Here is a 12,831-nt window from a genome sequence, read left to right as displayed (position 1 = left end):
GCCGTCACCGCCTGGGCCCGAGGAGGCAGGATGCGGGTCGTCTCACTGGTGCCGTCGCTGACCGAGGCCGTCACCGCCTCCGTGCCGGGCGCCCTGGTCGGCGCCACCGACTGGTGCACCCACCCGGCGGACCTCGACGTCGTCCGGATCGGCGGCACGAAGAACCCGAAGGTCGACCGGATCGTCGGACTCGCCCCCGACCTGGTGCTCGCCAACGAGGAGGAGAACCGTGAACCGGACCTCGCCGCCCTGCGCGATGCGGGCCTGAACGTCCTGGTCACCGAAGTGCGGGACGTGCCCCAGGCCTTCCGCGAACTGGAGCGGGTGGTGGCGGCGTGCGGCGCGCCGGCCCGGCCCCGCTGGCTGGACGAGGCGGAGGCGGCGTGGTCACGGCTGCCGGAGCCGGGGACCCGGAGGACCGCCGTCGTCCCCGTCTGGCGCAGGCCCTGGATGGTGCTGGGCCGGGACACCTTCGCCGGGGACGTCCTGGCCCGGCTCGGCATCGGCAACCTGTACGGGACGCACCCGGAGCGCTATCCGAAGGTGCCCCTTCAGGAGCTGCGGGACTCCGCCCCCGACCTGGTGGTGCTGCCCGACGAGCCGTACCGCTTCACCGCCGACGACGGTCCGGAGGCATTCGAAGGGCTGCCGTGCGCGCTGGTCAGCGGGCGTCACCTCACCTGGTACGGACCCTCGTTGACGCAGGCGCCACACGTCCTCGCCCGGGCGCTGCGAGCAGCTCGCCGCTGAGGACACCCCGACCGGTCAGGACGGCGGCCACGGCCCACGCGGCGACGAGCAGCGCGTACAGGCCGACCGCGAGCCCGTCGAAGGCGCCGAGCCCCGTGCGCCGGGCCAGCACCTCCGCGCCGGTGGCACAGGTGCCGACCGGGAACGTGAACGCCCACCAGGTCATGACGAAGCCCATGCCCTGCCGCAGGGCCCGCACCACCAGCGCGGCCGCGAGCGCCAGCCAGAACAGGGCGAAGCCCATGACCGGGACGCCGTACAGCACGGCCAGGACGGCGAAGCCCTCGGCATACGGGGCCGGTACGGCGCCGCGCGCGACGTCCGCGGCGGTTCCGACGGCGGTGGTGGACTGGCCGAGCGGGCCCAGCACCAGAAAGAGGGCCGGTGTCAGGGGGAGCGGCAGCGGTCCCGCGGTGATGAGCCGGGTCAGGATCGGCGGCAGGGTCACGAGCGTGGCCAGCAGGCTCAGCCCGAACAGGGCGAGACTGGCGAGCAGCAGCGTCTCGCGGGGCCGGCCGGTGGGCAGATGCGGGGCCAGCAGCGGACCCTGGGCCGCGGAGACCATGGGGGCGACCAGCGGCAGCAGCCACACAGGGCTCGCCTGGTGCGGCTCGATGCGGTGCCGGGCGACCATCAGATACGGCACGGCGACGGCGGCGACGAGACCGATGACAGTGCCCGTGGTGAACAGGACGGCGTCCACGGCGACGGCGGGGCGCGCACCGATCCAGTCCCGGCCGACGGCCAGGGTGGCGCGCCGCCCACGGCGAGCAGGGCCATGGCCAGGCAGCCGTAGAAGGGGGCCACGGCGGGGTCGAGGAGATGGGCGCGGGCCTGGTCGCGGTGGTGGACCCAGTGCAGGGCGCGGCCGACGAGCAGGGCCGCGAGCAGAGCCGACGCCAGCGCCCAGACGGCCGTGCAGACGGTCCGCAGTCCCGGCGCGTGCACGGCGCCGGGCAGACCGGCGCCGGCGGTCGCCACCATTGCGGTGCCCATCACGGAGGCGTACCAGTTCGGTCCGAGGTGGCGGACGGCGGCGGCACGCCGGGGGCGGGCGGGCAGGGGGAGGGCGCTCCTCACGGATCTCCGTGAGACGGGCCCTGGGGGCTGAGCTGCGGTGACCATGGATACACGGTCCCGCCGGGCAGAGGCCGGCACCAGGGACCGCGCCTCTATGTGGGCATAAGCTGTGTTTATGGCTGAGGGTGTCGAGGCAGGGCTTCCGGGGGCGGGTCTGGCGCACCGGGTACCGGATCTGGGGGCACTGGAGCTGCTGCTCGCGGTGGCCCGGCTGGGCAGCCTGGGGCGGGCCGCGCGCGAGCTGGGGATCACCCAGCCGGCGGCCAGCAGCCGGATCCGGTCGATGGAGCGGCAGCTCGGGGTGGCGCTGGTGGACCGTTCGCCCCGGGGGTCCCGGCTGACCGCCGCGGGGGCGCTGGTCACCGACTGGGCGCGGCGGATCGTGGAGGCGGCGGAGGCGTTCGACGCGGGTGTACAGGCGCTCCGGGGCCGGCGGGACTCACGGCTGCGCGTGGCCGCGAGCATGACGATCGCGGAGTACCTGCTGCCCGGCTGGCTGATCGCCCTGCGCGCCCAGCGGCCCGACACGGCGGTGTCGCTGCTGGCCGGGAACTCGGCGGCGGTCGCGGAACGGCTCCTCGCGGACGAGGCCGACCTGGGCTTCGTGGAGGGGCTCTCCGTGCCGGCGGGCCTGGACGAGGCGGTCGTCGCCCGGGACCGGCTCATCGTGGTGACGGCGCCGGGACACCCGTGGGCACGCCGCCGCAGGCCGCTCACGGCCGGGGAACTCGCCTCGACCCCCCTGATCCTCCGGGAGGAGGGCTCGGGCACCCGTCAGGTCCTGGACGCGGCCCTTGGCGGCCTCGCCCGCCCCCTGCTCGAACTGTCGTCGACCACCGCGGTGAAGGCCTCGGCGGTAAGCGGCGCGGGCCCCGCGGTCCTCAGCGAACTCGCCGTGGGCGAGGAGCTCTCGGCCCGCCGCCTGGTGAGCGTCCCGGTCGACGGCGTACGCCTGAACCGCGCGCTGCGAGCCGTATGGCGCACCGGGCACCGTCCGACGGGCCCGGGACGGGATCTGCTGGGGCTCACGCGGCACAGAGGGCAGGGCTGACCGGCACAGAGGGCAGGGCTGACCGGCACAGAGGGCAGGCCTGATGCGGGGACGAGGCCAGGCCTGATGCGGGGACGAGGCCAGGGCTGATGCGGGGACGAGGCCAGGGCTGACGCGGGGACGAGGCCAGGCCTGACGCGGGGACGAGGCCAGGCCTGACGCGGGGACGAGGCCAGGGCTGATGCGGGGACGAGGCCAGGGCTGATGCGGGGACGAGGTCAGGCCTGACGCGGGGACGAGGTCAGGCCTGACGCGGGGACGAGGCCAGGCCTGACGCGGAAGATGAGCGCCAGGGTTGCGCGCGGCCTAGGCGTGGGCGGACGCCGCCTCCACCAGCGCCCGCATCACCCGGACGTCCTCGCCCATCTCCGGGTGCCACTGCACACCCAGCACCCAGGCCGCACCCGGCACTTCGACCGCCTCCGGTGTGCCGTCCTCCGCGTACGCCGAGATCACCAGTCCGTCCCCGAGGCGGTCCACGGCCTGGTGGTGGTAGGTCGGGACCGACACCGACTCCGGTGCCACCTCCCCGTAGCGCGTGCCAGGCACCGGCTCGACCGTGTGCCCGCCGAACGCGCCGACCTGGACGACGTGCCCGTCGAGGTGCTGCACGAGTGTGCCGCCCAGGGCGACGTTGAGCAGCTGCATCCCGCGGCAGACGCCGAGCAGCGGCGTGCCGGACGCGAGCGCCGCCCCGATCAGCGCCAGTTCCCAGGCGTCCCGCTCGGGCGCGGGCGGCCCGGTGCGCGGGGAGCGCTCCGCGCCGTAGCGGGCCGGGTCCACGTCCGGGCCGCCCGCGATCACCACACCGTCCAGCCGGGCCACCGTCGCCGCCGCCTGCGCCGGATCGTCCGGCGGGAGCATCGCGGCGAGCCCGCCGGCCCGCTGTACCAGTCGTGGATAACCCGCCGGCAGCAGCGCCGCCTCCAGCTCCCAGACGCCCCAGCGCGCCCCGGCCTCCAGATACGTGCTCACGCCGATCAGCGGCCGTCCGGTCATAGGGGCCTCCCAGAGCTACAATGGTCAACGGTAATACCTTTACAAGGGCGGTGCTCAGGCCAGGAAGCCCCGCAGCAGCGCCGCCGTCCCCGCGCAGTGCTCCCGCATCATCTCCCGCGCCCCGTCGGCGTCCCCGTCCAGCACCGCCTCCACCAGAGCCTCGTGCTGCCGCTGCGAGTGCTCCAGGTTGCGCACCAGCAGCGGGATGCAGTCCAGCAGTTCGTTCACCGTGGCCCGTACGGACGCGTACTGCGCCGTCAGCGACGGCGACCCGGCGAGCTCGGCCAGTGTGAGGTGCAGCAGCGTGTCCAGGCGCCGGTACTCCGTCAGCGGTGCGTCCTGGGTGCGAACCAGGGCCTCCCGCAGCCGTGCCGCCTGCTCGTCCGTGAGGCCGTGCGTCGCGCACAGGCCCGCCGCCCCCACCTCCAGCACCTCACGGAACCGCAGCACGTCCTCGATGTCGACCTCCTCGATGCGCCGGCGCAGCTCGTCCTCGCCGCCCGCGTCCACGCGCGGCAGGACGAACGTGCCGCCGTAGCGCCCGCGCCGCGACTCCACCAGGCCCTGGTCCTGGAGCACCTTCAGCACCTCGCGCAGCGTCACCCGGCTGATCCCCAGCCGCTCCGCCAGCTCCCGCTCCGCGGGCAGCCGCTCGCCGCCCGGCACCAGCCCCAGGCGGACCACCTGGAGGATCTGCTCCAGCGCCTCCTCGAAGCCGTTGCCCGCCCGCACCGGCCGCAGCACCGGCGTCAACCGGTCCCGCACGCCTGCGGTAAGGCCGTCGGGTCCCGCCTGCGACATCCGGCCGTGCCCCCTTCCCAAGCAATGGTTCTGGGAAATACCTTATGACTCCCGGCGGACCCGAAGGAGACCTCCTGTGGCAGACCGCACGTCCCCGCTCGGCCTCGAGGAGCTGCACACCCTCGTCGCGGGCGGCGAGATCGACACTGTCGTCCTGGCCTTCCCCGACATGCAAGGGCGCCTCCAGGGCAAGCGGTTCGCCGCGCGTTTCTTCCTCGACGAGGTGCTGGAGCACGGCACGGAGGGCTGCAATTACCTCCTCGCCGTCGACACCGAGATGAACACGGTCGACGGTTACGACATGTCCTCCTGGGACCGCGGCTACGGCGACTTCGCCCTCCACCCGGACCTGAGCACCCTGCGCCGGGTGCCCTGGCACGAGGGCACGGCCATGGTCATCGCCGACCTCGCCTGGAACGACGGCTCGCCCGTACTCGCCGCCCCCCGCCAGATCCTGCGCCGCCAGCTGGAGCGCCTGGCCGCTCTCGGCTACACCGCCCAGGTCGGCACCGAGCTGGAGTTCATCGTCTTCAAGGACACCTACGAGCAGGCCTGGGACGCGAACTACCGGGGCCTGACCCCGGCCAACCAGTACAACATCGACTACTCCGTACTCGGCACGGGCCGCATCGAGCCGCTGCTGCGCCGCATCCGCAACGAGATGGCCGGCGCCGGGATGACCGTCGAGTCCGCCAAGGGCGAGTGCAACCCCGGCCAGCACGAGATCGCCTTCCGCTACGACGACGCGCTCGTCACCTGCGACCAGCACGCCGTCTACAAGACCGGAGCCAAGGAGATCGCCGCCCAGGAAGGCGTCTCGATCACCTTCATGGCGAAGTACAACGAGCGTGAGGGCAACTCCTGCCACATCCACCTCTCGCTCGCCGACGAGCACGGCCGCAACGCCATGGCCGGCGGGCCCGGCGACCCCGGCGGGCTGTCGGAGGTCATGCGGCACTTCCTCGCCGGGCAGCTGGCCGCCCTGCGCGACTTCTCGCTGCTGTACGCGCCGAACATCAACTCCTACAAGCGCTTCCAGCCGGGATCGTTCGCCCCGACCGCGATCGCCTGGGGGTACGACAACCGCACCTGCGCCCTGAGGGTCGTCGGCCACGGCCGCTCGACGCGCTTCGAGAACCGGGTCCCCGGCGGCGACGTCAACCCGCACCTCGCCGTCGCCGGTTTGGTCGCGGCCGGACTGCACGGCATCGAGCAGAAGCTGGAACTGCCCGAGCCGTGCCCCGGCAACGCCTACACCGCCGAGTACGCGCACGTGCCCACCACCCTGCGCGAGGCCGCCGAACTCTGGGAGAACAGCGCCCTCGCCAAGGCCGCCTTCGGTGACGAGGTGGTCGCGCACTACAGCAACATGGCCCGCGTCGAACTGGCGGCCTTCGACGCCGCGGTGACCGACTGGGAGCTGCGCCGCTCCTTCGAACGCATGTGAGGGGTTCTTTCGTGCCGAACGTCGTGTCGAACGAGCTCGAGCTGCAGGTGCTGAATCCGGCCACCGAGGAGGTCGTCGCCACCGTCCCCGCCGCCACCGCGGCCGACGTGGACGCCGCCGTCGTACGGGCCGCGCGGGCGCAGTCACGGTGGGCGGCGCTCCCGCCCGGCGACCGGGCCCGGCTGCTGCGCCGGTTCGCCCGAGCCGTCGACGAACACCTCGAGGAACTGGCCGAGTCGGAGGTCCGCGAGGCGGGGCACACGATCGGCAACGCCCGCTGGGAGGCGGGCAACGTCCGTGATCTGCTCGACTACGCGGCCGGCGGAGTCGAGCGCCTGGCAGGGCGTCAGATCCCCGTCCCCGGCGGCCTGGACGTCACGATCCTCGAACCGCTCGGCGTCGTGGGCGTCATCGCGCCCTGGAACTTCCCGATGCCGATCGCGGCATGGGGCACCGCCCCGGCACTCGCGGCGGGCAACGCGGTGCTCCTCAAGCCCGCCGAGACGACCCCGCTCACCGCCCTGCGCCTGGCCGAACTGGCCCTGGAGGCGGGCCTGCCCGAAGGACTGTTCCAGGTGCTGCCCGGCCACGGCCCGGTCGCGGGCGCCGCGCTCGTCGAGCACCCGGGCGTGGCGAAGATCGTCTTCACCGGGTCGACGGCCGTGGGCAAACAGGTGTTGGCGAAGGGCTCCGCCCTGCTCAAGCGCGTCACCCTCGAACTCGGCGGCAAGAGCCCCAACATCGTCTTCGCCGACGCCGACCTGGAGACCGCCGCGGCGACCGCCCCCATGTCGTTCCTCGACAACTCCGGCCAGGACTGCTGCGCCCGCACCCGTATTCTCGTCCAGCGCTCCGCCTACGACCGCTTCCTCGACCTCCTCGCCCCCGCCGTCGAGTCGGTCCTCGTCGGTGACCCGGCCGACGAGCACACCCAGATGGGCCCGCTGATCTCCAGGACCCAGCTGGAGCGCGTCCGCTCGTACGTCTCCGCGGACGCCGAAGGGATCCGCGGCAAGGCACCCGAGGGGCGGGGCTTCTGGTTCCCGCCGACCGTCCTCACCGGGGTCGAGCCGCACGCGCGCGTGGCCGTCGAGGAGGTCTTCGGCCCGGTCGCCGTCGTCCTGCCCTTCGAGGACGAGGCCGACGCGATCCGGCTCGCCAACGACACGCCGTACGGGCTCTCCGGCTCCATCTGGACCCGGGACGTCGGCCGCGCGCTGCGTGTCTCCCAGGCCGTCCGCGCGGGCAACCTGTCCGTCAACTCCCACTCCAGCGTCCGCTACTGGACCCCCTTCGGCGGCTTCAAGCAGTCGGGGATCGGCCGCGAACTCGGCCCGGACGCCCTGACCGCCTTCACCGAGACCAAGAACGTCTTCATCAGCACGGAGGGCCCCGCACAGTGACAGTGACCTCGCAGACCTCTGACAACATCTGCCGCCGCCTGGTCGGCCGCACCGCCGTCGTCACCGGTGCCGGCAGCGGCATCGGTCTCGCCAGTGCGCGCCGCCTCGCCGCCGAGGGCGCGAACGTCGTCTGCGGCGACATCGACGAGACCCGCGGCAAGGCCGCCGCCGAGGAGGTCGGCGGGCTGTTCGTGAAGGTCGACGTCACCGACCCCGAGCAGGTGGAGGCGCTGTTCAAGGCGGCCTACGACACCTACGGGTCCGTCGACGTCGCCTTCAACAACGCGGGCATCTCGCCGCCCGACGACGACTCCATTCTCGAGACCGGCCTTCAGGCCTGGAAGCGGGTCCAGGAGGTCAACCTGACCTCCGTCTACCTGTGCTGCAAGGCCGCCATCCCCTACATGCGGCGCCAGGGCAAGGGCTCCGTCATCAACACGGCCTCGTTCGTGGCCCGCATGGGCGCGGCCACCTCGCAGATCTCGTACACGGCCTCCAAGGGCGGCGTCCTCGCCATGTCCCGCGAACTGGGCGTGCAGTTCGCGCGGGAGGGCATCCGGGTCAACGCGCTGTGCCCCGGGCCGGTCAACACCCCGCTCCTGCAGGAGCTGTTCGCCAAGGACCCCGAGCGGGCCGCGCGCCGCCTGGTGCACATCCCGGTCGGCCGGTTCGCGGAGGCGGAGGAGATCGCCGCGGCGGTCGCGTTCCTCGCCAGCGACGACTCGTCCTTCGTGAACGCCACCGACTTCCTGGTGGACGGCGGAATCGCGGGCGCGTACGTCACGCCCCTGTAGCGGGCCTTGGCCTCGTGACCCCGGGTCACGGCGGCATCAGGGGCGGCCCAAGGGCGCACCGGCGCCTGGCGCCGGTGCCGGTGGTCGCGTCAGAGGAAGGTGTGCCCCTCGCCGCGGTACGTCGGCACGGTCGCCGTGACCCGGTCGCCCTCGACCAGGTGGAGCGCGTCGAAACGCTCGCACAGCTCGCCCGCCTTGGCGTGCCGGAACCACACCTTGTCGCCGATGAGCAGGTCGTCGGCGGCCGAGCCCAGCAGCGGCGTCTGCACTTCGCCCGGCCCCTCCTGCGGGTCGTACTTCAGCCCCTCGGGCAGATACGGCACGGGCAGCCGGTCGGGGCCCGCGGCTCCCGACGCGGGGTAGCCGCCACCCAGCACGGTCACCACCCCGACGCCGGGCCTGCGCACCACCGGCTGGGCGAACAGGGCGGCCGGACGGCCGCGGAACGAGGTGTAGTTGTCGAACAGCCGCGGCTGGTACAGCCCCGAGCCCGCCGCTATCTCGGTCACCGCGTCCTCGGCGGCCGTGTACTGGACGCTGCCCGTGCCGCCGCCGTTGACGAAATCCAGGTCAGGTGCCACGGCCCGGACCGCGCGCACCACTTCCGCGCGCCGCCGGCCGAGCTCGCTGCGCGCCGTGGCCTGCATCAGCCGGATGGCCCGCGACCGCACCGGACGCCCGGCCACCGCGTCGCCGACACCGGCGACATGGCCCTCGTACGCCATGATGCCCACCAGCCGGAAACCGGGGGTGCGGAGCACCGTGCGGGCCATCTCGGCGACCTGCTCGGGGGAGTGCAGCGGCGAGCGGCGCGCGCCGACGCGGACCCGGCCGCCGAGCAGCTTCAGCGAGGTGTCCAACTCCAGGCAGACGCGCACCTCTTCGGTGCCGCCCCGGCGGGCGTCGTCGATGAGACGCAGCTGGGCCGGGTCGTCGATCATCACCGAGACGGCGGCGGCGAGCTTGGGGTCGCTGGTCAGTTCGGCGAACGCCTGGCGGTCGGCCGAGGGGTAGGCCAGCAGGACGTCGTCGAAACCGGAGCGGGCCAGCCACAGGGACTCGGCGAGCGTGAAGGACAGGATGCCGGCGAAACCGTCCCGGGCGAGCACGCGTTCGAGCAGAGCGCGGCAGCGTACTGACTTGCTGGCCACCCGGATCGGCTTGCCGCCGGCCCGGCGGAGCAGGTCGTCGGCGTTCGCGTCGAACGCCTCCAGGTCCACGATCGCGACAGGGGCGTCGAGATGAGCGGTGGCCCGGTCGTAGCGGGCCCGGTCTGCGGCGCGGGCAGTCATGGACGCAGCCTGCCAGATGTGATTACCGCAGGGTAGGGGGACGATCCGGGCAGATGCCGCCGGTGACGCGGACCGGTTCCCGTTCGAGGTGGATCAACCCGTAGAGTGACGCGCACGTGGGCAAGCGGCTGCTCCGCTCGGGCGCGTACGCCTGGGATGGGCGCTCGCTCGCGCGGGTATGTCTGCCCAGGACGGGCCGGCGTCCGCACCACGCCTACCGGCCGTCCGCCCTGGGCGGTCGAACACCCGGGACTTCCCGGGAGGCCCGGCGACAACGAAACGGGGGGTGCATGAGCACGGAAGCGCACCGCGCCTCCATCCCTCCGCGCCCCTCGACCCCGCCCCGCCCGGCCACGCAGCCGGGCGACCCCGTGACTCCACGCCGTCCGTCGACGGCACCGGACGAGCCGGCGACTGCGCCCCGCCCGGCGACGCACTCCGACGCCTCCGTGCCTCCGCCGCGCCCGTCGACGCCGCCGGGTGTCCCTCCCGCGGAGGCGAACGGCACCTCCGCGCCCGAAGGCGACCGACCTCGGCCCACGCAGCGCAACGGCTCCACCGGAACCATCCCGCCCCGCCCGGAGCAGCCGCCCGCGGCGGCACCCCTCTCCGGCCCGCAGGCCCCAGCCGCGCCGCGGCGAACTCCGCCTGCCCGCACGCTCTTCCCGCCGGTCCCGCCTCGCCCCGAGCAGCCGCCCCGGACGCGGACCGCGACCGGGTCCGGCGCCGCCGCGGCCACGGTGCGGCCGGGCGCGGACGAGTTCTTCGGGCTTTCCGGTGCGGAGGGCGGCTCTCGCCGGCCGGACACGGTGGACGCACCCGGGCGCTCCGCCGCAGCCGGGCACCCGGCCCGTTTCGGTGCGGGCCGTCCCCCGGCCGGTCCCGGTGCGGCCGGTGCGTCCGCCCGAACCGGTGCCGTCGCGCGGCCGTTCAGGCTCGGCGTGGATGCGCCCCAGCGGCCCGCCGGCGTCTCCGAGGGCGCATCCGGTGGTGACCGCGAACCGTCGGCGCGGCCCGCCCCCGAGTCCCACCGGCTCGCGGACGTCCGGCGCGACCCGCACGCCGAGACCCCCGGCCCGCCCCCGCCGGCGGCCACCGCACGCTTCCCCGACGCGCCCCCGGCCGTCGGCGCCGCCCACGCCGCCGACGCCCCCGGCATCGTGGAGACCACTGCGCGGCTGCGACCCGTCCAACCGGCGCGGCCCTTCGTGACCCTCGCCCACCCCGACACGCGCGGTGTCGAACCCTCCGGGCCGCGGCTGCACTTGGGCGCCCGCATCCGCCCCCGGGTCGCCGCGTCCGCCGCCTGCCTCGTCCTCGGGCTCGGCCTCATCGGCGGTGCCGTGACCGGCAGTTGGCTCACCGGGGACGACTCACCGGACGGTGCGCGGGGCGCGTACGCCCTCGCCGGAACCCTGTGGCACAGCGTCTCCGTCGACCGGCTCTTCCCGCCCACCGTCAACGGCCCGGGCGCCGGCCCCGGCGCCGCCGACCGCACCTGGACCCGTATCGCCGTCGCCCCCGACGGCGGCTGCACGGACGCCTTCGACCCCCTCCTGCGCAAGGCCCTCGCCCCTGTGGGCTGCCTGCGCCTGCTGCGCGCCACCTACACCGACGCGACCAGCAGTCAGGTCACCACCGTCGGACTGCTGTTCACACGGGCCGACGCCGCCGCCATGGGCGCCCTCGCCAGCCGCTTCAAGGACGAGGGCCTGGACCGCCGCACCGACCTCATGCCCCGCCCGTACGCGGCCGAGGGCACCGTCGCGGCGGGCTTCGGCGACGCCCAGCGCGCGTCCTGGACGATATCCGTCCTCACGGACGCCCCCGTCGTCGTCTACGCCGTCTCCGGCTTCGCCGACGGCCGCACCGTCACCGAACCCGAGCCGGCCGAGAACGCCATGAAGACGGGCGCCACCACGGCCCCCGCCCAGGCGGGGCTCGGCAATGACGCGGCCGGCCTCGCCGACCGCATCGAGGTGGCCCTGCGCAAGACCTTCACCTCGGCCACGGAGAAGCCCTCATGAGCGCCCGTACGACCGGCGCGCGCCTGCTCACCCCCCTCATCGCCGCCGCCCTCGCCGTGCTGCCCGCCACCGCCGCCCACGCCGACGGCATACGAGCCCAGGAGTGGGCCCTCGACGCCCTGCACGTCCACCAGGCCTGGCAGACGACCAAGGGCAAGGGCATCACCGTCGCAGTCCTCGACACCGGCGTCGACGACACCCACCCCGACCTGGTGGGCAACGTCCTCCCCGCCAAGGACCTGGTCGGCTTCGGCGCCCACCGCGGCGACCCCGCCTGGGCCGTGCACGGCACCGCCATGGCCGGCATCATCGCAGGCCACGGCCACGGCCACGGCATCGACGACTCCGACGGCGTCATCGGCGTCGCCCCCGAGGCGAAGATCCTCCCCGTCCGCGTCATCCTGGAGGACGGCGACCCGGCCCGTACGAAGGCCCGCAACACCCGCGGCAGCGCACTCGCCGAAGGCATCCGCTGGGCCGCCGACCACGGCGCCGACGTCATCAACCTCTCCCTCGGCGACGACTCCAGCTCCGCGCACCCCGAAGCGGCCGAGGACGAGGCGATCCAGTACGCGCTGAAGAAGGGCACGGTCGTCGTCGCCTCGGCCGGTAACGGCGGCGAGCTCGGCGACCACACCTCGTACCCGGCGGCCTACCCCGGCGTCATCGCCGCCACCGCCGTCGACAGCGACGGCACCCGCGCCTCCTTCTCCACCCGCCGCTGGTACGCCACGGTCAGCGCCCCCGGCGTCGACGTCGTCATCGCCGAACCGGACCGCAAGTACTACGAGGGCTGGGGCACGAGCGCGGCCTCCGCCTTCGTCTCGGGCGCCGTGGCGCTCATCAAGGCGGCCCATCCGGGACTCAGCCCTGCCCAGATCAAGCAACTCCTGGCGAAGACGGCCCGCAACCCCCCCACCGGCGGACGGGACGACTCCCGCGGCTTCGGCTTCATCGACCCCGCGGCAGCCATCAAGGCGGCGGCCGGCCTCAGGCCGGACAACCTGCACCCGGCGGCGTACGGCAAGGAGTACTTCGGCTCCGGCCCGGACACGGCCGGCGCCGCCTCGGACTCCCCGGGCTGGGCGGGCCCCCTGGCGGGCGCCCTGGGCGTGGCGCTGCTGGTGGCTTCGGTACTGCTGTGGAGGGGCCGCAGAAGCGCCCCGTAGGCGACCCGCGGTGCTACA

10 protein-coding genes and 1 pseudogene are annotated in these 12,831 nt (G+C 74.2%); 7 read left to right on the top strand and 4 right to left on the bottom strand.

Annotated elements, in window-relative coordinates:
* Nucleotides 1-30 precede the first annotated feature (30 nt).
* The gene (locus tag AB0N14_RS11895) at nucleotides 31-750 is read left to right on the top strand and encodes a helical backbone metal receptor (RefSeq protein ID WP_366025511.1); all 720 of its coding nucleotides are present in this window, start codon (nucleotides 31-33) and stop codon (nucleotides 748-750) included.
* Here AB0N14_RS11895 and AB0N14_RS11890 read toward each other — a convergent pair.
* Nucleotides 677-1,875, bottom strand: a pseudogene (locus AB0N14_RS11890) (TDT family transporter). The gene AB0N14_RS11895 and the pseudogene AB0N14_RS11890 sit on opposite strands and share 74 nt — an antisense overlap.
* 70 nt (nucleotides 1,876-1,945) lie before the next feature.
* Between AB0N14_RS11890 and AB0N14_RS11885 the strand changes: the two are divergent.
* Nucleotides 1,946-2,881, top strand: a complete 936-nt coding sequence (locus AB0N14_RS11885; RefSeq protein WP_366025510.1) for a LysR family transcriptional regulator — start codon at nucleotides 1,946-1,948, stop codon at nucleotides 2,879-2,881.
* A gap of 306 nt (nucleotides 2,882-3,187) precedes the next feature.
* Here the strand turns inward: AB0N14_RS11885 and AB0N14_RS11880 are convergent, their stop codons facing one another.
* On the bottom strand, nucleotides 3,188-3,880 hold the full coding sequence (locus tag AB0N14_RS11880; RefSeq protein ID WP_366025509.1) for a gamma-glutamyl-gamma-aminobutyrate hydrolase family protein: 693 nt from the start codon (nucleotides 3,878-3,880) through the stop codon (nucleotides 3,188-3,190).
* A 54-nt stretch (nucleotides 3,881-3,934) separates the two neighbouring features.
* Nucleotides 3,935-4,681 carry an FCD domain-containing protein gene (locus AB0N14_RS11875; RefSeq protein ID WP_366025508.1) on the bottom strand — a complete coding sequence of 249 codons (747 nt, stop codon included), beginning with the start codon at nucleotides 4,679-4,681 and terminating at the stop codon, nucleotides 3,935-3,937.
* 76 nt (nucleotides 4,682-4,757) lie between these two features.
* On the opposite strand from AB0N14_RS11875, the gene AB0N14_RS11870 reads away from it, so the two are divergent.
* The 3 genes from AB0N14_RS11870 to AB0N14_RS11860 are packed head-to-tail and all read left to right on the top strand — an operon-like array spanning nucleotide 4,758 to nucleotide 8,325.
* The gene (locus AB0N14_RS11870) at nucleotides 4,758-6,128 is read left to right on the top strand and encodes a glutamine synthetase family protein (protein ID WP_366025507.1); all 1,371 of its coding nucleotides are present in this window, start codon (nucleotides 4,758-4,760) and stop codon (nucleotides 6,126-6,128) included.
* An 11-nt stretch (nucleotides 6,129-6,139) separates the two neighbouring features.
* Nucleotides 6,140-7,531, top strand: a complete 1,392-nt coding sequence (locus AB0N14_RS11865; RefSeq protein WP_366025506.1) for an aldehyde dehydrogenase family protein — start codon at nucleotides 6,140-6,142, stop codon at nucleotides 7,529-7,531.
* A gap of 2 nt (nucleotides 7,532-7,533) precedes the next feature.
* A complete protein-coding gene (locus AB0N14_RS11860) occupies nucleotides 7,534-8,325 on the top strand; it encodes a 3-oxoacyl-ACP reductase (protein WP_366025652.1) in 792 nt (263 codons plus the stop codon).
* An 89-nt stretch (nucleotides 8,326-8,414) separates the two neighbouring features.
* Here AB0N14_RS11860 and AB0N14_RS11855 read toward each other — a convergent pair whose 3' ends face one another.
* Nucleotides 8,415-9,617, bottom strand: coding sequence for an amino acid deaminase/aldolase (locus AB0N14_RS11855; protein ID WP_366025505.1), 1,203 nt, complete (start codon nucleotides 9,615-9,617; stop codon nucleotides 8,415-8,417).
* 290 nt (nucleotides 9,618-9,907) lie between these two features.
* Between AB0N14_RS11855 and AB0N14_RS11850 the strand changes: the two genes are divergently transcribed.
* Together AB0N14_RS11850 and mycP are read left to right on the top strand one after the other, a co-directional pair.
* Nucleotides 9,908-11,644, top strand: a complete 1,737-nt coding sequence (locus AB0N14_RS11850; RefSeq protein WP_366025504.1) for a hypothetical protein — start codon at nucleotides 9,908-9,910, stop codon at nucleotides 11,642-11,644.
* Nucleotides 11,641-12,813 carry a type VII secretion-associated serine protease mycosin gene (mycP, locus tag AB0N14_RS11845; protein ID WP_366025503.1) on the top strand — a complete coding sequence of 391 codons (1,173 nt, stop codon included), beginning with the start codon at nucleotides 11,641-11,643 and terminating at the stop codon, nucleotides 12,811-12,813. The genes AB0N14_RS11850 and mycP overlap by 4 nt, the downstream gene beginning before the upstream one ends.
* The last annotated feature ends 18 nt before the right edge of the window (nucleotides 12,814-12,831 follow it).

The organism is Streptomyces sp. NPDC051104 (assembly GCF_040682835.1).
Classification (GTDB): Bacteria; Actinomycetota; Actinomycetes; order Streptomycetales; family Streptomycetaceae; genus Streptomyces; species Streptomyces cynarae.
Note: the sequence above shows the minus strand (reverse complement) of the source record. Positions and strands in the feature narration are given on the sequence as shown.